The organism is Bacillus testis (assembly GCF_001243895.1).
In the GTDB taxonomy this organism is placed as follows: domain Bacteria; phylum Bacillota; class Bacilli; order Bacillales; family DSM-1321; genus Bacillus_AD; species Bacillus_AD testis.
In genome coordinates this window covers 2,310,482-2,330,725 of record NZ_LN851186.1, presented here as the reverse complement: position 1 = coordinate 2,330,725, position 20,244 = coordinate 2,310,482, and the positions used below count along the sequence as shown (strand labels likewise).

The following is a 20,244-nucleotide window of genomic DNA, read 5'->3' as shown; positions in this document are numbered from 1 at the left end:
AATGACCGTATTCAGCTTTTTTCTTTTGCTTAACCTTAACAAAGAGGAAGCTGTTATGCCGTTCTATCAACGCGAAACAAAGTTAGAATTTTTAGAAAAATCTGTTGATTTATTGGCGATGAGTGATATAATTTACGAAATTAAGAAGACTAACAAGGAAGAAGGGTCATGATGAATTCATCTGTCGAATTGAAAAAGCCGTTACAATTGGAGGATATTTTGATCGCACACCAGCAATTGAAAGAAATCGTCTTACATACGCCATTACAAAAAAACATGAGGCTATCCGAACAATTTGATTGCTCTGTTTACCTGAAGCGGGAGGATCTTCAGCATGTGCGGTCATTCAAGTTGCGGGGAGCCTATTATAAAATGAAATGCCTTTCTAAGGAGGATAAGGATAAAGGAGTTGTATGCGCGAGCGCCGGCAATCATGCCCAGGGTGTCGCATATGCCTGCCGAAAGATGGGAGTCGAAGGGAAAATCTTTATGCCAGCGACTACTCCCCGCCAAAAAGTGAATCAGGTAAAGATGTTCGGCAAGGAAATGGTGGAGGTTTTTTTGATTGGCGACACATTTGACGATTCTTATTCCAAGGCTATTGAGTTCTGTGAAAGAGAAAAACGCACATTCATCCACCCATTTGATGATGAACAAGTAATGGCCGGTCAAGGGACGGTTGCCGTGGAAATTATGAATGATTGCGATGAACCGGTGGATTACGTCTTTGCGGCGATTGGAGGAGGCGGATTGATGGGGGGAATCTCCACTTACTTTAGGAGCATCTCCCCCCAAACGAAATGCATCGGCGTGGAACCGCTGGGCGCTAGTTCAATGAGTGCTTCCATCACCAAAGGGCAGGTCGTAGCGCTGGAAGAAGTCGATAAATTTGTCGATGGGGCCGCAGTAAAATGTGTAGGTGAAAAAACATTTGGTTTATGCCGCAGCCAGGTGGATGATATTGTGGTTGTGCCAGAAGGGAAAGTATGCAGTACGATTCTGAATTTATACAATGAACATGCCATCGTGTCTGAGCCGGCTGGTGCCCTTTCTATAGCTGCATTAGAACAATGCCGGAGCCAGATCAAAGGGAAAAATGTCGTCTGTATCATAAGCGGCGGCAATAATGACATCGATCGGATGCAGGAAATTAAGGAACGGTCCCTCCTTTATGAAGGACTCCTTTATTATTTTATTGTTAATTTTCCTCAAAGGGCCGGAGCACTGCGCGAATTCCTGGATGAAGTGCTGGGGCCGAACGACGATATAACGAGATTCGAATATACCAAATCAAACAATAAGGAATCAGGTCCTGCGTTAGTGGGGATTGAACTAAAAAATCCAGAAGATTATGGCGGGATGATTGAGCGGATGGAGAAGAAAGGGCTATCCTATGTAGAAGTAAACAAAGATGAGAAATTATTTAATTTGTTGATATAATCTGGAAAATAATGAGTTTGTGGTATACAATGGAAATAGATAGGCCAGGCAATATGGATTGTTTTTATGTTGAATGATTAGTTGTTTTTTCTAAATGTTTTTTAAAAATAGTATAATAATAGCAACGCTACTCTATTACCGAAGGGATTGTTTTGCATGTTTCAAAATATTGGCTTTCCAGGCTTAATTCTGATCCTTGTATTGGCGCTCATTATTTTTGGGCCGAAAAAATTGCCGGAAATCGGGCGCGCTTTTGGCCAGACATTAAAAGAATTCAAGAAATCAACCCGTGAATTAACAAGCGACGTTATGGAAGAGTTCGATGAAGATAAGAAAAAAGCAATGAAATAAGAAGGCTAGGAAGTGTAAGATGGCTGCCATCTTACACTTTTTTTGAAAGGTTGCACGTCTTCGTGAGACGTCCGATGAAGATAAAGCTTAATTGAAAGCGGGTTTGTCATTTTTATGAAAGATAAAGAGTTGAATATCGTTGACCACTTGGAGGAGTTGCGCCGGCGCATCCTTGTAACCGTCTTGTCATTCTTGGCATTTTTTATAGTAGGATTTATGTATGTAAAAGAAATCTATCAATGGTTCGTCAGGGACCTTGACGGAAAACTGATGGTGCTTGGCCCGAGTGATATTATCTGGGTATATTTTAAGATTGCGGGCTTAGTCGCTGTTGCGGCGACCATCCCGTTGCTGGCTTTGCAAATTTGGCTGTTTGTAAAACCTGCCCTTAAGCCGAACGAGAGAAGGGCGTCTATTTGTTATATCCCCGCTTTATTTCTCTTGTTCGTCGGTGGCTTGGGTTTTGGATATTTCATTATTTTTCCTAATGTCCTTTCATTCTTGATGGACTTGGGAAATGATTTGTTCGTCACTAATTTTACCGCAGATCTATATTTTAGCTTTATGTTTAATATGACTTTGCCGTTTGGCATTCTGTTTGAATTGCCAGTCGTTGTCATGTTCCTTACTTCGATTGGCCTGATTAATCCTTATGTTCTGGCTAAAATCAGGAAGTACGCATATTTTGTGCTTGTGATTATTGCCGTGGTCATTACGCCGCCGGAATTCATGTCTGATTTTCTCGTGACGGTTCCTTTATTGTTATTGTATGAAATCAGTATTTCATTCAGTAAGATTGTCCACAAAAGAAGGATGAAGAGGCTTGCGGCGGAAGAATTATTCATGGATGAGAGCGAATATGGGCACTTGAAGCAATAGGCGGGTTATAAGGAAATGAATAAAGGAGAGCCGTTGATTCAGGCTCTCCTTTATTGTACGGTCCTTATTAAACGTTAGGCATTGGAGTTGGCGTTGGTTTCGCATATCCTTCTTTGTAAGCAGAGTCAACATAGTCCCTGATCTGGGCTGGGGTTTTTCCGTCGTTGAATTGAGTAATGCTTTCTGCTGCGATATCAAGGCATACCTTACAGCGTGTGCCATGATCATCCCATACGATGCTGCCGTCCTTGCCAACTTTAGCAACAAAACAATTCAGATTGCTTTTATGGCCTGCAGATTCCCCACAGCCGCAATAGCAGGGAATGTATTGCAGAAGATCCGCATGTTTAGCGGATGCTTGATAGATTGTTTTCATATCGTCAGGTTTTCCGTCGAGAAAAGAAGGCAATTGCTCTGCGCTTCCGGTCTTTTCTTGCAGGTCCCCATTGGCTGCATGCTGGACATGGCTGTTGTCTTTTTCTTTCTGGGATGTCGGCGATGAACTGTTCGAGCAGCCTGACAGTAAGACTGCGAATAGTATGAAAGCAGTAATTACATATTTGTTAATCATTTTAATTCACCTTTACCATTTAATGTATTATTCTTTCCATTTTAACATAGAAAGCATGCAGAGATAATGAAGAAGCTAAAAAATGTTAAAATAAAGAATGATATAAAATAGTTGATTCTTTCAAGTGGCGAAGAGATAGCAAGTCTTTTCATTTTTGCAATAGTTTGATAGAATGTTACGGAATATTGGAAAAAGGATGATTGAAATGGTTTCGAAGGGAAAAGGCATATTGGTTCTCTTGCTGTCCTCGGTGTTTATGCTGGTTGCATGCAGCAACAAGACGATTCCGGACAGTACGGACTGGCCGATCGAAACATTCACATTTACCAATCAAGAACAACAAGAGCTGTCATCAAAAGAGTTGAAAGGGAAAATATGGGTGGCTGATTTTATTTTTACAAGCTGTGACGATGTTTGTCTGCCGATGACCTCTAATATGGTCAAACTGCAGAAGAAATTGAAAGAAAAGGGCATGAAAGATATCGAACTCGTTTCATTCAGTGTTGATCCGGCAGTGGACACGCCGCAGACATTAAAAAAATTCGGTGATCAATTCAATATCGATTACCGCAATTGGAATTTCCTGACCGGCTATGATCAAACGTTCATTGAACAGTTTGCCGCTGATAATTTTCATACCCTTGTCAAGAAAATTCCTACAGGTGATCAGGTGATGCACGGTACGGAAATATTCCTTGTGAATAAAGAGGGAAAGATCGTCAAAAGTTACTCTGGCACAAAGAATTTCCCGCTTGAAGAAATTGTGGACCATATCGCAATTCTTCAGAACTCTTAAACAGGCAGAGAACTGCCTGTTTTTTCACGGTCATAGCAGCTGTTAAAGCTGCCAACCAACTATCATGGCACGTATAAAAAGGAATAAACATTAAACAATACATACATGTATGGAAACTAAAGAAAGGGGGGACGGCATTTATGAAGAAAGTATTACTGCTAGCGATCATTTGCTCCCTTTTATCGGCTTGTTCCATAAAGGAACTGACCTCGCTGCCGTCATCATCGAACAAACGGGGCGTTAACCTCGAAGAGAAAGAACAAGTATATGAGCATTATTCACCTGTTGACCTTAATATTACGGCTATCGGCGACTCATTGACAGAGGGTGTGGGGGACCATACGAAAAAAGGCGGCTATCCGCCCCTATTGATCAATCTGCTCGAAGATGAACCAGCCATAAAAGATATTCATTTAACACAGAATGGCAAGCGGGGGCTTACTTCAACAGAATTAATTCCGAAAATCCAAACAAAAGGCGCTGTCCATTCAATCAAAAATGCGGATATCGTACTCATTACTATTGGCGGCAATGACGTGATGGATGTGGTCAGAAACCATTACACCCATATTAAAACAGCCCATTTTAATGAAGGATTGGCCCAATATGAGAAGAATGTCCGCACAGTCTTGTCTTTCATAAGGGAGCAGAATAAAGATGCCGACATTTATCTGATCGGATTGTATAATCCCTTCCAGAAATGGCTGGCTAATATTGATGAATTTGGGGAAATTCTAAAAAAATGGAACGGGAAGAGCAAGGAAATTGTAGGAAGCTATAAAAACGCGTATTATGTAGGTATCAGTGACTTATTTGAAAAAAATACAGAACATCTGATTTATGAAGAGGATTCTTTTCATCCCAACACAGACGGTTATGATAAAATAGCAGACAGCGTTTACCGATCCATTAAAAAGCACAGCATTCCGGCAGTAGAAAAAGAAGCTGAGAACTAATATGGCTCAGCCGGGAAGGAGAGCAAAAATGCGAAGTGAGAAAAAGAATAATGCGACAGCTTGGAAAATCAGCTTTTTTGCTTTGGCAGGCATCATCGCACTGGCATTCCTGATTCTTTTTATTAAGATAGGCATTCCTAAAGACCAGCCTTTACCGGTAGCGGAAAGTACAAAAACAAGCCAGGAAGCCTCGTCGATTAACATTAAGGCAGATAAAGATACATTAAATAAATTGATCGCCAACTATATCCGGAAAGAAAGCGATCCGGAAGCGTTCAAATATCAGGTAATCCTTAATAAAACCATTGAATTTTATACGGAAATCCCTGTTTTCACCAAGGATCTTCAGTTAAAGATGACCTTTAAGCCTGTTCCGCTTGACAATGGAAATCTCGTTCTGAAGGAACGTTCAATGGAACTCGGCAATATGAACTTGCCGGCTTCCTATGTGTTGAATTTCATCGATAAACAGAAATCGTTGCCGGAATGGCTTATGATCAACCCGAAAAAAGAAGAGATTTATGTAAATTTGCATGACATAGACCTTTTCGACGGAGCGATCCTTAAAGTGGATACATTTAATTTGAAGGAAGACGATATATCCTTCAAATTGGTTGTCCCTGAGTTATAATGCGGCAACAAACGCCCCGGATGGCAATTCTTCCGGGGCGTTTGTTTATTTTTGCTGTGTTCGTGCAATATATAAATAAGGCATTATGGCACTAGGATGATAGCTTCCAATGGTTCGTTGCCTCTCAGCGTGCCTATAGCAAAGATGGTGTAGGATGTATTCGGCTGAAGGGATATATTCGGCAAGGGCAGTATAACGTCCTTGGACCCGGTCGGCCTTACCTCAAGATCGACCATCATTGGCGTCACACCAAGGTAATCTGCCGCTTTTCGGAACGGCACTTCCTTGAATACCATGTCCCCGTGCTTGACCGCCACATCTACAGGCGGAGCGTCGGTGACAAGATGGATAAAACGCATTTTCGATTCGCCGGTCGGTACTTGAGTGCTATCTAAATATAGCTGGATACGCATGTCTTTTCCAGTTCCTGTTATAGCTGCCGTGTATAAAATTCCTGGTTCAGCATCTACCCTTCTGCTGACTAGGGCTGCTGTCAGGTCGCCGGTCGGATAGACGTCGATGTGGTATTTGCCCGGTGGAAGCGTTAAGTAATCTGAGGCTTTCTTATAAGGAAAATCCTGAAGTATCCGTGTTCCGTTTAAATAGACATCTACATTCGGTTCTCCGTCTGCTGCATGTAGGAATCGGATCCTTGCTGGCTGGGTGTTGCCTGTTTGCCTATTGTCGCCATTGCGCAGCGCCATTGCTTTTTGCATCGCCTTTAGCTGCTTTTGGTAATAGTGTATATGCATAGCGGGATTGCTGTATTTATAATAGTCGGCAAGCAATGCATATTTGGAGGCTTTTTCAAAATATCGGTGGGCATTTTTCCCTGGCATGGTGAGGCTCCTTTCATTATGGGCTATCCTTCGTAATAAATGTATGCAGGATGACTTGGCTCTGTGAGGCGCAAAGTTGAAAAAGAAGGCTGCCGATGTGTTTAAAAGGTAAAGGAAAGGGAACCTTTATACTTTAAGAACGCATTTATTCACGGTAAAATAAAGGATGGGATATGAATCTGTCCCTACATACAAAAGGAATAGGAGGGATTTTAAATGAATGGGCAACTGGAGAAGGCTACATTTGCTGGAGGTTGTTTTTGGTGTATGGTGAAACCATTTGACCGTTATGACGGTGTAGTTTCGGTTATATCCGGCTATACAGGCGGTTATAAGGAAAATCCAACCTATGAACAAGTATGCAGTGATACGACAGGGCATTACGAAGCTGTTCAAATCACATTCGACCCAAATGTGATTTCCTATAGAAAACTATTGGACATTTTCTGGATGCAAATCGATCCCACCGATGAAGGCGGCCAATTTTACGATAGAGGCAGCTCCTATAAAACAGCTGTCTTTTACCATAATGAAAAGCAGCGGGAAGAAGCGGAACAATCCAAAAAAGAGCTTGAAGAAAGCGGAAGATTCTCGAAACCAATCGTTACTCCCATCATCCCAGCGACAACCTTTTATCAGGCGGAGGAATACCATCAGCAATACTACGAAAAGAACCCGGCACATTACCAAGCCTATCACAAAGGTTCAGGAAGAGCTGGATTTATTGAAGAGCATTGGGGGAAAGAAAAATGAACAAAGAAGAATTAAAGAAAAAACTCAGCCCCATCCAATATGAGGTTACGCAAAATAATGGAACTGAGCCTCCATTCCGCAATGAGTACTTCGACAATAAGGAAGAAGGCATTTATGTCGATATCGTTTCAGGGAAACCATTGTTCTCATCCAAAGACCAATATGATGCAGGCTGTGGCTGGCCAAGTTTTACGAAGCCAATCGAAGAAGAAGAAATCATTGAAAAATTCGACGAGAGTTATGGCATGCGTCGGACAGAAGTGAGAAGTAAAGAAGCAGATTCACATTTGGGACATGTGTTTCCAGATGGCCCGGGGCCGAATGGGTTGCGTTATTGCATTAATTCTGCAGCGCTGCGGTTCATTCCAGTTGCTTCTTTAGAAAAAGAAGGTTATGGTAAGTATGTGAAACTGTTTACATGAATAATGTTTTTGTGATAAAGTATTATCTTGTTGAATGGTTTAATTTATCAGTTCAGAATTAGAAAGGCGGAAGTTTTATGTTTTTTAAAAAACTTTTCGGAAAAAACGAAGAGACTAACAATAACGATGTATTGGCAGCACCTGCTACAGGGAAATTTGTTCCTTTAGAAGAAGTTCCAGATCCAGTATTCAGCCAAAAAATGATGGGTGACGGAGTTGCGGTTGATCCAACTGAAGGCTTAATTGTAGCACCTATCGATGCTGAGGTACTTCAAGTATTCCCTACTAAGCATGCTGTAGGATTAAAAACAAGCAATAATACAGAAATCCTTATCCATATCGGTTTGGAAACTGTTGCATTGAAAGGTGAAGGCTTTGAAGCGCACGTTAAAGAAGGCGACAAAGTGAAAAAAGGCGATAAGCTGATTTCATTCGACCTTGATATTATCCGTACAAAAGCTAAAAGCACTATTACTCCTGTAATCATCACTAACACTGATGCTGTAGGTTCTATCACTAAAGGAACTGAAACAGCATTAACTAAAGGCCAAACAACTGTAATGACTGTAACGCCTAAACAATAAGGGCTACATATAAAGAAAAACGATAGCCGGGAGCTTTTTCCCTTGGCTATCGTTTTTTTTTGCGTTTAGGTTAGCAAATCGTTTATACCAGTCTAACTAACGCAAAGTCAAAGTAGGGCAATCAAAGTGCCAGAAAGTATTCGATTGGTTCAACTGATGATCGATGGGAGACATATATCCCACCGATCATGTTTCATTTTATTTTAAAATGGTTGTAAGGCTTGCTGTCCAACAAAGGTTTTCCCTCGATTTTCTTTGTCATAATTACCGAAGATAATTGGATGAGGGCTTTATTGCTTATATTATTTTTACTGCTCTCGCCCGTTGCCTCAAAGCGGACGGTGTGTTTGCCAGGGCTTAAGCCGCTCGCTATATAAATATAGCGTTCCCTTTGAAATGGCCACCAAGTGGATACGGTTGTATAGTATTTGCCGTCAATCAGGACTTTTATTTGCCCTCCTGCAGGTGACCGAAGCAATTTGATGCCGAGCAAACTGCCGTAAAACGGAAACTCAATATAGCTGCCCTTCGTTTCGCTCGTATAATAATTGTCGGTGTTTAAGAAGCCTTTTTGCTTTGTGACACCAGTGTATAAATCAAATGTGATATCACTATCCTTAAAGAGCGGCCGAGTTAAACCGGCTATTTTCTTTTTCTGCCTTGTATTTGCCATGAGCTGTTTATACAATTCGCCAGCATAGATCGTGTAACCTTCATCGTTGGGATGGACTCCGTCTTTCGTAAGAGAAGCGGGGGCCTTGCCTGTGGCTCTGAAAGCCTCTGCCATATTGACATTCGAAGCTTGATAATGGGCCGATATGGTTTCGATCGCTTCAATGAAAGCCTGATTACGCAAAGGGTTTTCAGTGACCGTAATAATATCTGCCTTTGGGTAAAATACTTTGATTTTTCGGATTAATGCTTCGTACAATACACCAAATTCGTGCGCATTCATATATTTTCGATCGTTTTCACCAAATACGACAAAGACTAAATCATATTTTCCCGGGTATTCCTGCTTGGTGGTTTGCAGTTTAAACAACCCTTCGAAAGCTGTAGCCCCGCTTTGGACAATCTGGTTGCCGCGCATTGCAGTAGCATTGGCTTGGAGCATTTTATGTTCAAGCTGTTTAAACCATTTATAAGAATGGCTGCTTGCGCCGCTGCCGCGTCCGATGCTGTCGCCGACTACTAAGTAGCTAATTGATTTGCCTGCTTGAATGCGATCGTAGACAGTTTCATGTCCTCGTTGTTTTTTTTGGGCTTGATAGGCGTTGCTTAAGTAATAGCTGCAGCCGGCAAATGCCAATGTTGCCGCCAGCAATGCCGATATCCGCTTTAGTTGTTTGTTCACGTCTATTCCCCGATTTCTTGTGTTTATTTAGCCCGTTTCTGCCGCTAGGATTCTTATTTAAGCTTAAGAAGTATAAGAGAAAAAATCAAGCGGCAGGAAGAACAAAGATTGATTCAACGAATGATCAGCGTAGAGAAGAATCCTGGCCGATCAATGTTTCATTGTATCTTCATTATAATTTTTCAGTTCATTAAAAAGCAAAGAAGAAATACTCTTTTATAAAGGGGAAGCTAAATAAATGAGACGCACTCCGCCATCCCGCCTAATCCGCTGTCCCCTCGTAACTTTACCGGAATGCAGAATTGCTAAAAATCGGCTTTTTCGAAAAAATAGGCGAATGCACATGCAGACACAAGCCCTCCTTCATAAAGTATCAATGTAGTAACAAGTTCAAAGAAACTTTGAGGAGTGAAAAAATATGTATGGATACGATGGATGTTGTACAGGATTTGGATACGGTGGCGGTTACGGTGGCGGCTGCGGTGGGTATGGCGGCGGCTGCGGCTGGGGCGGAGGAAGCTTTGCTCTGATCGTTGTACTATTCATCCTCTTGATTATCATCGGCGCTTCCTTCTGTGGAGGATATGGCGGCGGTTATGGTGGCGGAAATTGCGGCTGTTAACAGCATAGGCTGAATAAAAGGCTTGGAGCCCGAGTGGTTCCAAGCCTTTTTGCAGTGTGCCGGCAGAATCCGTTTTACGCTTGCCGCCAACAGCTAAAAAACGATTGGCATGGAAATCTTTTTCCCATTCCAACCGGCGCCTAGGCTCCCTTTTAATTGAAAAAAGGAGAACACGGAGGTGTTAGTAGGAGACCCAGAGATTGGTTTAGCTAATGACCGGTGGGGAATGAGTGAAAACTCTCATGGATCAAAGTTTCACTTTATTCGTTAGCAAGAAGGCGGTAATTGCTTCATATAGTAATAGAGGAAATGAATTCGTAAGGAGGGGATCCAAATGTCAGATTCTTCGCTCATCAAGCCGGCTTTGGACGGGACATATACTAAGATCGATTATGGAAAAGGGGTCTATCTATACGATGAAAACGGGAAGAAATATCTCGATGCTTCTTCTGGTGCAGTGACCGTCAATATTGGACATGGCGTTGAGAGCATCCGCCAGGCGGTTGATGAGCAAATGCAAAAGGTTTCTTTCGTATACCGCTCCCAGTTCACTAGCGGGCCAGCCGAAGCATTGGCTGATAAAATTGCCGAAATGACTGCTGAGGGGCTGCGCTATTCTTTTTTTGTGAACAGCGGTTCTGAAGCGACTGAAACAGCTATGAAAATTGCCCTTCAATATTGGCAGGAACGGGGAAAGCCTAAAAAAACGAAAATCATTTCGAGATGGATGAGCTATCATGGCATTACAATGGGGGCTCTCTCCATGTCAGGCCATTCTTTCAGAAGGGACCGCTTTGTACAGCTGCTTGAAAGCTACCCATCCGTGAATCCGCCATATTGCTACCGTTGTCCTTTGGGAAAAGAGTATCCATCCTGTAAAGTGAGTTGTGCGGACGATCTGCAATCAATGATCCATAAAATAGGAAAAGAAAATATCGCTGCCTTTATCTGCGAGCCTGTAATCGGAGCAGCTGGCGGAGCTATTCCATCTCCCCGTGGCTACCTTAGAAAAATCAAGGAAATCTGTGATGAAAATGACATTTTATATATATCGGATGAAGTTATGACAGGGGTCGGCAGGACAGGCAGAATGCTGGGCTGTGATTATGAAGATGTTGTCCCTGATATAGTCGCTTTGGGAAAGGGAATGAGCGGGGGATATACGCCGATTGCAGCCGCAGTGGTGCATGAACAGATTGTTGAATGCATCAAGCAAGGTTCAGCAAGCATCATGAGCGGACATACGTTCAGTGCCAATCCGTTATCCTGTGCAGCCTCCCTGGCTGTGCTGAATTATCTGGAAAAAGAGAAGTTGATTCCTCAAGTTCAGGGAAAAAAAGAGCATCTTATCGAAAAACTGGTGCAGTTGCAGCAGAAGTACCCTTGGATGGGCGATATACGTGGCGAAGGACTTTTGATAGGCGTAGAGCTGGTGCATGAAGCTCAATCAAAACGGCCATTCCCGCGGGATTGGAATGTTACAAATACGCTGATATCGATGGCTCAAGAGAATGGATTGCTGTTATACCCGGCCCAGGCTGGTATTGACGGAATGCTTGGCGATGCTTTTATCATTTCACCGCCATTATCGATCACAATAGCTGAACTAGACGACTTAATGGGGCGCTTAGAAGGAACATTGGAGCGATTATCTCTTTATCTTCAAGATCAGAGTGGGAAGGAGTGATAAAGCGTGCGGAATGTTTTTGGCAAAATCGTCGAGTTGGCAGACCTGTCGCCGCTTTTCCAAGATGATATGACCATCCTATTTGGCGGATTCGGCGGTGTAGGCACTCCTCCCGGCCTAGTCGATTTTATACTGGAAAGCGGTTGGCAGGACTTGACGCTGATCGGGAATGATGCGGGATTTCCTGAAATCGGAATTGGCAAATTAGTGACGGCAAAAAGGGCGAAAAAAATGATTGTTTCGCATATCGGTTCCAATCCAAATGCGGGCAATCAGATGCATGAACAGTCATTGGATATTGAATTCTCGCCCCAAGGCATCTTGATGGAACGGATACGTGCCGGAGGGTATGGCATACCTGCCATTCTTTCTGATATTGCCGTCGATCATCCAGCTGTCAATATGGGCAAACAGACTCTTTCAATCGATGGGGAAGATTATTTGATCGAAAGATGCCTGCGCGGCGATGTCAGCATAGTCTATGCGAAAGCTGTCGATGAATACGGTAATTGTATCTATGATAAAAGCGCGCGCAACACCAATCCGATAATAGCAACTGCCTCCGATGTGACGATTGTGGAGGCAGAAGAAATTGTTAGCCTTGGGGAGCTGGATCCTGAACAGATTGTCACTCCGGGGGTTCATGTGGATTATATTGTTAAATCGAAGGGGGTCAACTGGAAATGGGCTTGGGAAAGAACATAAGGGACGCCATTGCAAGCAGGGCTGCTCAGGAAATAGCGCCTGGGATGGTCGTTAATCTCGGGATCGGCATACCTTCGTTGGTCCCTGATTTTGTGATGGACAAGGAATTGGTCTATTTTCAGAGTGAAAATGGCATTCTCGGAATCTCTGATTCTCCGCACGCAGATGAGGAAGATGAGAATCTGTGCAATGCCGGTGGATTTCCGGTCACATTGCGACCAGGCGGTTGCTATTTTGACAGCTGCGAAGCGTTTGGCATGATCCGCAGCGGAAAAATCGATCTGTCCATTTTGGGGGCCCTGCAAGTAAGCAGTTCAGGCGATCTTGCCAATTGGATTGTGCCGGGAAAGCGCGTGCCTGGCATGGGAGGAGCGATGGAACTGGCCTCCGGCGCAAAAAAAGTGATCGTGACGATGAACCATTGTGATGGGCAAGGCCGGCCTAAAATAGTGGCCAACTGTTCGCTGCCTCTGACCGCTCCCAAGTGCGTACACATGATCATTACGGAAAAAGCGGTCATGACGATTGAAAAAGAAGGATTGGTATTGCGGGAGATCTTTACGCCATATTGTTTAGCGGACGTGTTGGATACCATCGCTGCGCCTGTCATTATTTCAGATGATTTGAGCATTCTTTAAAGGAGGAAACTAGTATGAATGAGAAAAAGCGGGTTATCGGATATATCCGCAGCCAAAAGGAAGAAATAGTCTGGCTGCTGAAAAAATTGGTCCAGCAGCCTTCAACCAGAGGCAGGGAAGAGAAGGCTCAGGCAATTGTCGTGGAAAAATGCCGGCAGCTGGGATTGGAGATCGACCTATGGGACCTGGATGAAAATCCGCAACTGAAGAAGCATGAGGGTTTTCATTGCGACCGCGAAGAGTTTGCAGGAAACCCTAATCTGGTGGCGGTGAAAAGGGGAAGCGGGAAAGGAAAATCCCTGATTTTGAACGGCCATATTGACGTTGTCCCGGAAGGAAGCCGTTCTGATTGGGATGACCATCCATATAGCGGAAAAGAAATGGACGGGAAAATTTATGGTAGAGGCACCACTGATATGAAGGGGGGGAATGTGGCTCTTCTTCTGGCAATGGAGGCTATTTTCGTCAATGATATCCGTTTGCAGGGAGACTTGATCTTCCAGAGTGTCATAGAGGAAGAAAGCGGAGGAGCAGGAACGCTTGCGGCAGTCCTGAAAGAATATAAAGCCGATGGAGCCATCATCCCGGAGCCTACTTCCATGAAGTTGTTTCCTTATCAGCAAGGGTCATTATGGTTCCGGCTATACATACGGGGCAAATCGGCACACGGGGGAACGAGATATGAAGGCGTCAATGCAATCGAGCTCGCGCATCCGGTCATGGAGCATTTGAAAGGCTTGGAAAATGAGCGCAATAAAACGCTCAAAAACGAAACACTCTATCAGGGAGTCGAAATCCCAGTGCCTATTAATATAGGAGTCTGCAAGAGCGGCAACTGGCCATCTTCCGTGCCTGACCTGGCCGTATTGGAGGGCCGCTTTGGCGTTTCGCCATATGAAACGGTCGAGGAAGCAATGAAACAGATGGAAGACAGCATTCAGGACCTGAACAGCAAGCATAGCTGGTTTTCCGAAAAGCCGGTCGAATTGGAATGGTTCGGGGCCAGATGGCTTCCCAGCAAAATGGACGCAAGTCACCCGCTGCTTTCATTGCTAAAGCAGAACTACCGTGAAGTTATGAAAGAAGAGCCGGTGGTGGAAGCATCACCATGGGGGACGGACGGCGGAATCCTATCGGCCTTTGGCGACACGCCTGTCCTCGTATTCGGGCCAGGGATCACAGAAAAGGCACATGACAGCAATGAGTACATTGTGATCGACGATATCCTGGACGCCGCTGAAATTATCGCTTTGACCATCATGGATTGGTGCGGCATCGAACGTCCATGCAACGAAAAAGGAGTTGTTTGATGAATGAAGGATTTAGCCTATACAGAGGAAAAACATACAAAAGACTATTCCGTGTCCTATACGGTCGATCCATTCAATGAGCGCATTCGCGTGGATGATTATTATGGCTGTATTGGCCAGATTTTGGATTTGTGCCATGAAAAGATGCTTCATCATGGCTTCAGTAAGTTGATCTTCAAGGCAAGGAGAGAGCAGTGTGCCGATTTGCTTGCCAGAGGCTATGTTTTAGAGGCGATGGTGAAGGGGTTTTTCGGGGGGAGCGATGCTTATTTCTTTTCCTGTTATTATTCTTCGGATCGCAGGAACAGCGCTGGTTGGGCAGAAGAAGATGAGCTGATGCTGCGTGTCCGCCTTCATAAAGGGGAAAAAAAGGATCCAAAGGAGAGCTATCCGCTTGTGCTGTGCACGGAAGAACATGCAGAGGCGTTGGCTTCTTTATATCAAAGCGTGTTCAATGTCTATCCGGTTCCGATGGACGATCCTGCCTATATTGTATCCTGTATGGAGAAGGGAAGTGTTTTCCTTGCTTTTCAAGATAGCGACTCTCTGATCAGCGCTGTTTGCGGGGAAATAGACAAAGAAAGGCGGAATGCAGAAATCACAGATTGTGCCACGAAACCTGAATACCGGCAATTCGGATTGATGCAAAAGCTTATACGTCTTATGGAAACTGAATTGCGCCAGCGTGCTATACATTGCCTGTATTCGATTGCCCGCGCTAAATCTTTCGGTATGAATGCTGCTTTTGACCGTCTTGGTTATGCCTATACGGGCCGCCTGGCGAATAATTGCTATATCTTCGATGACATGGAAGATATGAATATGTGGTGCAAGCAGCTCTGATGCCCAATTTTGGGCAGAAAAATGGCAAGAATCCGGCGCTTCTCCATATACATAGAGGTATGGATCGGTTAAAGGATGTGAAAAAGAGACTGTGATGGATGAAATGACGTTAAAAAGCTTTCATTATTTATTGGATTCGATTGATGAAGGGATTCATGCGGTCGACCTTCAAGGAAGAACGATCGTATATAACAAGTTTGCCTCCTTTTTGGATGGGATGGAAGTGAAGGAAGTGATGGGAAAGCATATTCTAGAAGCATTTCCCTCGCTGACGTCTAAAACAAGTACTTTATTGCAGGTGATTAAAACCGGTAAGCCGGTCCGGCAACTCAGCCAATCTTATGTCAATCTTCACGGCAGGAAAATTGATACCATTAATACAACATTGCCGATTATCGCTGACGGAGTGCTGATTGCAGCCGTAGAGGTGGCAAAGGATTTTTCGAGGATCAGGGAGCTTTCGGAGAGATTGCTTGATTCAGAGAATAGAAGCAGGAGGCCGAAGAAGAGGACGGCCGGCAAAGGTACCGTATATCGATTCAGTGATATCAAGAGCAATCATCCAAGGATGTTAAATGAAGTTGAGCGTGCCCGTAAAGCTGCGCGTTCTTCTTCATCTGTGCTCGTATACGGCGAGAGCGGCACAGGCAAAGAGCTGTTCGTTCAAGGCATCCATCAGGCTTCCGGCAGGGAAAACGGCCCCTTTATTGCCCAAAATTGTGCGGCCCTTCCTGAATCTCTGCTTGAGAGTCTTTTATTCGGCACCACAAAAGGAAGCTATACAGGAGCCGTTGACAGGCCAGGGCTATTTGAGCTTGCCGATCGCGGCACCTTATTTCTGGACGAAATCCAATCAATGAGTTTGGGCGTGCAGGCCAAATTGCTGCGTGTTTTGGAGGACGGGATGATCAGGCGAATAGGCGGGACAAGCTCCGTTAAGGTGGATGTAAGAGTGATTGCTGCTATGAATATGCCGCCAACCGTCGCGCTCCAAGAAAAAATCATCCGGCCGGATCTTTTCTACCGTTTGAATGTGCTCAGTTTTCGCCTCCCTCCTTTAAGGGAAAGAAAAGGGGATGTCCTTTTGCTGTGCCGGTATTTCATCGATTATTTCAATGAGATACTAGGAATGGAGGTTGCCGGCATGACTGCAGAATTGGAAAAAAGAATGGAAGCGCACGATTGGCCGGGTAACATCCGTGAATTGAAACATTGCCTGGAATATATGATGAACCAAAGCGAAGCGGCGCTGCTGGACTGTGGCGACCTTCCGCCGGCGCTCAATAATAATCAGGCAGCTTGTAAAAGCGAAACGCTGCCGTCCCTGCGCGAGGCATTGAAAGAGAAGGAACAGGAATTAATCAAATCGGCGATCAGCCAGGCCGGAGGGAATGTGCAAAAGGCGGCCCGGATGCTGCAGATCCCGCGCCAGACGCTGCAATATAAGCTGAAAAGATTGGAAGAATGATAGGGAAATTGCCGGCATCAATGGAATTTGGAACGGCACTTGCATAGTAATATTACAAAGTGCAGGGAGGCTAGAATTATGAACCAACTATTATATAAACCTAAAAGACATTGGAAAGACATTGAGCTGTGGAAGGATGTTACTGAAGAACAATGGAATGATTGGCTTTGGCAATTAACGCATACAATACGGACGTTGGATGACTTGAAAAAGGTAGTGAATTTAACGCCTGAAGAAGAAGAAGGCGTTTTTATCTCGACGAAAACGATTCCCTTGAATATTACCCCCTACTACGCCTGGCTGATGGATCCAGATGACCCACGCTGCCCGATCAGAATGCAGTCTGTCCCGATTGGAAAGGAAATCTATAAAACGAAATACGACCTCGAGGACCCGCTCCATGAAGATGAAGATTCGCCGGTTCCTGGTTTGACGCATCGCTATCCTGACCGGGTATTGTTCCTGGTGACGAATCAGTGCTCGATGTATTGCCGTTATTGTACGCGGCGCCGCTTCTCCGGCCAAATCGGGATGGGCGTGCCGAAGAAACAGATCGACGACATGATTGCCTACATCCGCCGTACACCAGAAGTAAGGGATGTGCTCATTTCCGGAGGAGACGGACTGTTGATTAATGATACGATCTTAGAATATACGTTGAAGAACCTCCGAAGTATCCCTCATCTTGAGATTATCCGGATTGGAACCAGGGCTCCTGTCGTATTCCCGCAGCGCATAACCGAAAATTTATGCAATATCCTGAAAAAATACCATCCCGTCTGGCTGAATACCCATTTCAATACCAGTATTGAAATAACGGAAGAATCCAAGAAAGCATGTGAAATGTTGGTGGATGCCGGCGTCCCTGTGGGGAATCAATCAGTCATCCTTGCAGGGATTAACGACAGCGTTCCAATCATGAAGCAGCTGGTCCACGATCTTGTCATGATCCGCGTACGTCCGTATTATATTTATCAATGCGATCTTTCAGAGGGTATTTCCCATTTCCGGGCGCCTATCTCAAAAGGGCTAGAAATTATTGAAGGATTGCGCGGCCATACCTCCGGCTATGCTTGCCCGACATTTGTCGTCGATGCCCCTGGAGGTGGAGGGAAAATTGCCCTTCAGCCGAATTATCTCTTGTCGCAATCGCCGGAAAAGACGGTTCTCCGTAACTTTGAGGGAGTGATTACAACCTACCCAGAGCCGGAATCTTATGTGCCTGGATTGGCTGACGACTATTTCAATAAAGTGTATGCCGAACGCACACCGCTCCAGCCTTCAACCGGAGTGGCCGGACTTCTGCATGATGCTGGCTTCAATCTTGTCCCTAGGAATCTTGAAAGATATAAGAAAAGAGAAGACTATGGCGAAAACCCCGACCATGCGACCATAAAAGACAAACGGGAACGGAGAGATAACATCCGCAATAAGAAGTTCACCGATCAACTGAAAGCGAAAGTAAGCAATGCACCGGTGACAGCGGAAGAGGAGGCCTGAATATGGAGGAATTATGCATGTGGTGCGAAGAAACGCCTGTAACGGAAACAGAAGATACAGTCTATTGGGAATTGCCAGACGGGTCCCGTGCAATCGAGATTAAAGAAGTGCCGTCCCGCCATTGTCCGTCCTGCTCTTGCACCTACCAAGATCATGAAACCATTAAAGGCATCGAAAATCATTTGTTTATCATTAATACCTCTATTCTTGCCAACACCCTGTCCTACAAGGAGCTAATGGAGCAACCGAAACTGTTGAAGAAAAATTATTTTGATTTTACGTAAGAAACTGAAACAAAAACCATTTTTCACAAATATTTCAAGTTTCTCTGCCGGTTGAATATCTACTTTTCTATACAATAGGGATGAGGGGATTGTTCGACAAGGGGGAGATTTGAGTGTATTTGGCTATAACCATTATGATGGTAGCTGCCATGTTTGCATTGTTCATGTGCGGCTATTATACAGGTGTGATTAAAGAAAAATATGGGCGAAACTGGTTGTTCGCTGTACCTTTTACGATTGCTTTGCTGATGTTCAATGTCATCTGGGCAATCGTAGAGATGGGGAAAGCAGGGCGTTGGTGAGGGGCACTTGCCAATTGCACTGAATGTGGGAGAAACCAACGATTTTGGAAGCTAGATAGGCATACGGATACATCCATCAGGGCATACACAGAACGGTATCTTCATGCCGACAGGAAATAGAGCGCTCTAAACGAACCGTCCGGTAATCCGGCCGGTTTTATTTTTGTTTTGGAAACTCATACTGGACGTACGTCTTACATCCGCTATATTATAAAACAATCGAATGACGTAGGAAGGAGAGGAAACATGAAAACATTTTATCAATTCCTGCAGACGTATCGGCAGCCTAAATTGATTGATGATATCACGAAGTTTGCAAATGACGCGTTTAATGACCATACATTCCCGAAGCAATCGAAGGATTATGACGAAATCAGTTCTTATCTAGAACTGAATGGCCATTACCTTTCGAGCATGAGCGTGTTTGATGAAGCTTGGGAGAAGTATACAAATAATATGATTCGTTAAGGCAGGGATTTCTAGATTTTTGAGACAATCGCCTTTGCCTATTACCCACAATATCAATAACCTGCCTTCAAATTGTGCATATACTATTCGTAAATACAGTATCAGCTTTGGGGGATGTCCTGCATGGGGAACAAAAAGAAAGCAAGGTATAAAGTTGGTGATACGGTTGTCATTACGATGTACGGCACTGTTGGCAAGGTAACAGATGTTAAATTCATAGAGGGGTCCTTCGTATATGAAGTGAATTACAGCGAAGGATTGTACTTGGAGCCTCTCCTCGTTTCGGTGGAGGAATACGACGGAAATCTGGTACAGGATAAAGAGGAAATCAATATTGAATATCGGTTCTTTTTCGGTGATCTTGTCCAGGTGGACGGATATGAGGAAGAGTATTTCAAAGTGATCGGTTTTCGTACGGAGATTTGGAGATACAAAGAAAACGCATGGGAAGATGTCGTTTATGAGCTTTCCCGCTTATCGGATGGGGAATGGCTCGAAGCCCATGAAGATGAATTAATACTTATAGCGGATGCTGAAAGTGCGGATGCCCACTTTCAGGATTTGGGCTTGATGTATCCTTTGAAAAAGACAAAGCCGGCCAAAGAAATGAAAAAGCAAGAGGCGGCGCTGAAAGCTGAGGTGCGCACATTGCAAGAGCTGCAGGAACAGAAACTTGTGATTGATCAATTGCTTGATCTTTACAATGATTATGCCGCTTTGTACCAAACATTCCGGGATGAAGAATACAAAAAGGTCATGCTGCTTACTCTCCTCAAATTAAAGAATCTTTCCTCGCATAGCCGTAAGCCGATCGATAAAAACTCCAAATAATGAGTGCGGC

Annotated in this window: 25 protein-coding genes; 22 read left to right on the top strand and 3 right to left on the bottom strand. The window is 44.2% G+C overall.

Annotation, left to right across the window (positions count from 1 at the left end):
* Nucleotide 1: 1 nt before the first annotated feature.
* From BN1765_RS20075 to tatC, 4 genes are all read left to right on the top strand, one after another.
* Complete coding sequence (locus BN1765_RS20075; protein ID WP_154666087.1) at nucleotides 2–172, top strand: hypothetical protein; 171 nt, start codon at nucleotides 2–4, stop codon at nucleotides 170–172.
* Nucleotides 172–1,440: a threonine ammonia-lyase IlvA gene (gene ilvA, locus BN1765_RS11775; RefSeq protein ID WP_050616757.1), complete on the top strand. Its 1,269-nt coding sequence runs from the start codon at nucleotides 172–174 to the stop codon at nucleotides 1,438–1,440. Before BN1765_RS20075 ends, ilvA begins: the two co-directional genes overlap by 1 nt.
* 156 nt (nucleotides 1,441–1,596) lie before the next feature.
* Nucleotides 1,597–1,791: a twin-arginine translocase TatA/TatE family subunit gene (gene tatA / locus BN1765_RS11770; protein WP_050615315.1), complete on the top strand. Its 195-nt coding sequence runs from the start codon at nucleotides 1,597–1,599 to the stop codon at nucleotides 1,789–1,791.
* Nucleotides 1,792–1,905: 114 nt separating this feature from the next.
* On the top strand, nucleotides 1,906–2,670 hold the full coding sequence (tatC, locus tag BN1765_RS11765) for a twin-arginine translocase subunit TatC (protein ID WP_050615314.1): 765 nt from the start codon (nucleotides 1,906–1,908) through the stop codon (nucleotides 2,668–2,670).
* 67 nt (nucleotides 2,671–2,737) lie between these two features.
* On the opposite strand, the gene BN1765_RS11760 is transcribed toward tatC, so the two are convergent.
* A complete protein-coding gene (locus tag BN1765_RS11760) occupies nucleotides 2,738–3,241 on the bottom strand; it encodes a PCYCGC motif-containing (lipo)protein (protein ID WP_050615313.1) in 504 nt (167 codons plus the stop codon).
* A 205-nt stretch (nucleotides 3,242–3,446) separates the two neighbouring features.
* Between BN1765_RS11760 and BN1765_RS11755 the strand changes: the two genes are divergently transcribed.
* From BN1765_RS11755 to BN1765_RS11745, 3 genes are all read left to right on the top strand, one after another.
* Entirely contained in the window at nucleotides 3,447–4,037 is a 591-nt protein-coding gene (locus BN1765_RS11755; RefSeq protein ID WP_050615312.1) for an SCO family protein, read from the top strand.
* A 140-nt stretch (nucleotides 4,038–4,177) separates the two neighbouring features.
* Nucleotides 4,178–4,993, top strand: a complete 816-nt coding sequence (locus BN1765_RS11750; RefSeq protein ID WP_050615311.1) for a DUF459 domain-containing protein — start codon at nucleotides 4,178–4,180, stop codon at nucleotides 4,991–4,993.
* Between the two features lie 28 nt (nucleotides 4,994–5,021).
* The gene (locus tag BN1765_RS11745) at nucleotides 5,022–5,624 is read left to right on the top strand and encodes a YpmS family protein (RefSeq protein ID WP_050615310.1); all 603 of its coding nucleotides are present in this window, start codon (nucleotides 5,022–5,024) and stop codon (nucleotides 5,622–5,624) included.
* 83 nt (nucleotides 5,625–5,707) lie between these two features.
* On the opposite strand, the gene BN1765_RS11740 is transcribed toward BN1765_RS11745, so the two are convergent.
* Nucleotides 5,708–6,463 carry a DUF4397 domain-containing protein gene (locus BN1765_RS11740; RefSeq protein ID WP_050615309.1) on the bottom strand — a complete coding sequence of 252 codons (756 nt, stop codon included), beginning with the start codon at nucleotides 6,461–6,463 and terminating at the stop codon, nucleotides 5,708–5,710.
* A gap of 216 nt (nucleotides 6,464–6,679) precedes the next feature.
* Between BN1765_RS11740 and msrA the strand changes: the two genes are divergently transcribed.
* The 3 genes from msrA to BN1765_RS11725 all read left to right on the top strand — a co-directional run bounded on the left by msrA (nucleotide 6,680) and on the right by BN1765_RS11725 (nucleotide 8,222).
* Nucleotides 6,680–7,216 (top strand): peptide-methionine (S)-S-oxide reductase MsrA, encoded by a 537-nt coding sequence (gene msrA / locus BN1765_RS11735; protein ID WP_050615308.1) that lies wholly within the window; start codon nucleotides 6,680–6,682, stop codon nucleotides 7,214–7,216.
* Nucleotides 7,213–7,638: a peptide-methionine (R)-S-oxide reductase MsrB gene (msrB, locus tag BN1765_RS11730; protein WP_050615307.1), complete on the top strand. Its 426-nt coding sequence runs from the start codon at nucleotides 7,213–7,215 to the stop codon at nucleotides 7,636–7,638. Before msrA ends, msrB begins: the two co-directional genes overlap by 4 nt.
* A 77-nt stretch (nucleotides 7,639–7,715) precedes the next feature.
* Nucleotides 7,716–8,222 (top strand): PTS sugar transporter subunit IIA, encoded by a 507-nt coding sequence (locus BN1765_RS11725; protein ID WP_050615306.1) that lies wholly within the window; start codon nucleotides 7,716–7,718, stop codon nucleotides 8,220–8,222.
* A gap of 193 nt (nucleotides 8,223–8,415) precedes the next feature.
* On the opposite strand, the gene BN1765_RS11720 is transcribed toward BN1765_RS11725, so the two are convergent.
* Nucleotides 8,416–9,576, bottom strand: coding sequence for an SGNH/GDSL hydrolase family protein (locus BN1765_RS11720; protein WP_050615305.1), 1,161 nt, complete (start codon nucleotides 9,574–9,576; stop codon nucleotides 8,416–8,418).
* 418 nt (nucleotides 9,577–9,994) lie between these two features.
* Here BN1765_RS11720 and BN1765_RS19585 point away from each other — a divergent pair, with 418 nt between their 5' ends.
* The 12 genes from BN1765_RS19585 (at nucleotide 9,995) to BN1765_RS11660 (ending at nucleotide 20,234) form a co-directional block, all read left to right on the top strand.
* Nucleotides 9,995–10,198 carry a YjcZ family sporulation protein gene (locus BN1765_RS19585; RefSeq protein ID WP_075050807.1) on the top strand — a complete coding sequence of 68 codons (204 nt, stop codon included), beginning with the start codon at nucleotides 9,995–9,997 and terminating at the stop codon, nucleotides 10,196–10,198.
* A gap of 334 nt (nucleotides 10,199–10,532) precedes the next feature.
* Complete coding sequence (locus BN1765_RS11710; protein WP_050615303.1) at nucleotides 10,533–11,885, top strand: aspartate aminotransferase family protein; 1,353 nt, start codon at nucleotides 10,533–10,535, stop codon at nucleotides 11,883–11,885.
* Between the two features lie 6 nt (nucleotides 11,886–11,891).
* Complete coding sequence (locus tag BN1765_RS11705; RefSeq protein ID WP_050615302.1) at nucleotides 11,892–12,590, top strand: CoA transferase subunit A; 699 nt, start codon at nucleotides 11,892–11,894, stop codon at nucleotides 12,588–12,590.
* Complete coding sequence (locus BN1765_RS11700; RefSeq protein WP_050615301.1) at nucleotides 12,569–13,228, top strand: 3-oxoacid CoA-transferase subunit B; 660 nt, start codon at nucleotides 12,569–12,571, stop codon at nucleotides 13,226–13,228. Before BN1765_RS11705 ends, BN1765_RS11700 begins: the two co-directional genes overlap by 22 nt.
* A gap of 14 nt (nucleotides 13,229–13,242) precedes the next feature.
* Complete coding sequence (locus BN1765_RS11695; RefSeq protein ID WP_050615300.1) at nucleotides 13,243–14,538, top strand: peptidase; 1,296 nt, start codon at nucleotides 13,243–13,245, stop codon at nucleotides 14,536–14,538.
* Between the two features lie 3 nt (nucleotides 14,539–14,541).
* On the top strand, nucleotides 14,542–15,381 hold the full coding sequence (ablB, locus tag BN1765_RS11690) for a putative beta-lysine N-acetyltransferase (protein WP_050615299.1): 840 nt from the start codon (nucleotides 14,542–14,544) through the stop codon (nucleotides 15,379–15,381).
* 94 nt (nucleotides 15,382–15,475) lie between these two features.
* Nucleotides 15,476–16,849, top strand: coding sequence for a sigma-54 interaction domain-containing protein (locus tag BN1765_RS11685; protein ID WP_050615298.1), 1,374 nt, complete (start codon nucleotides 15,476–15,478; stop codon nucleotides 16,847–16,849).
* 78 nt (nucleotides 16,850–16,927) lie between these two features.
* Entirely contained in the window at nucleotides 16,928–18,349 is a 1,422-nt protein-coding gene (gene kamA, locus BN1765_RS11680; protein ID WP_050615297.1) for a lysine 2,3-aminomutase, read from the top strand.
* Between the two features lie 17 nt (nucleotides 18,350–18,366).
* A complete protein-coding gene (locus tag BN1765_RS11675; RefSeq protein WP_050616756.1) occupies nucleotides 18,367–18,633 on the top strand; it encodes a YokU family protein in 267 nt (88 codons plus the stop codon).
* A gap of 113 nt (nucleotides 18,634–18,746) precedes the next feature.
* Nucleotides 18,747–18,935 (top strand): hypothetical protein, encoded by a 189-nt coding sequence (locus BN1765_RS11670; RefSeq protein ID WP_050615296.1) that lies wholly within the window; start codon nucleotides 18,747–18,749, stop codon nucleotides 18,933–18,935.
* Between the two features lie 246 nt (nucleotides 18,936–19,181).
* Complete coding sequence (locus tag BN1765_RS11665) at nucleotides 19,182–19,403, top strand: YozE family protein (protein ID WP_050615295.1); 222 nt, start codon at nucleotides 19,182–19,184, stop codon at nucleotides 19,401–19,403.
* A gap of 123 nt (nucleotides 19,404–19,526) precedes the next feature.
* Nucleotides 19,527–20,234, top strand: coding sequence for a hypothetical protein (locus BN1765_RS11660; protein ID WP_050615294.1), 708 nt, complete (start codon nucleotides 19,527–19,529; stop codon nucleotides 20,232–20,234).
* The last annotated feature ends 10 nt before the right edge of the window (nucleotides 20,235–20,244 follow it).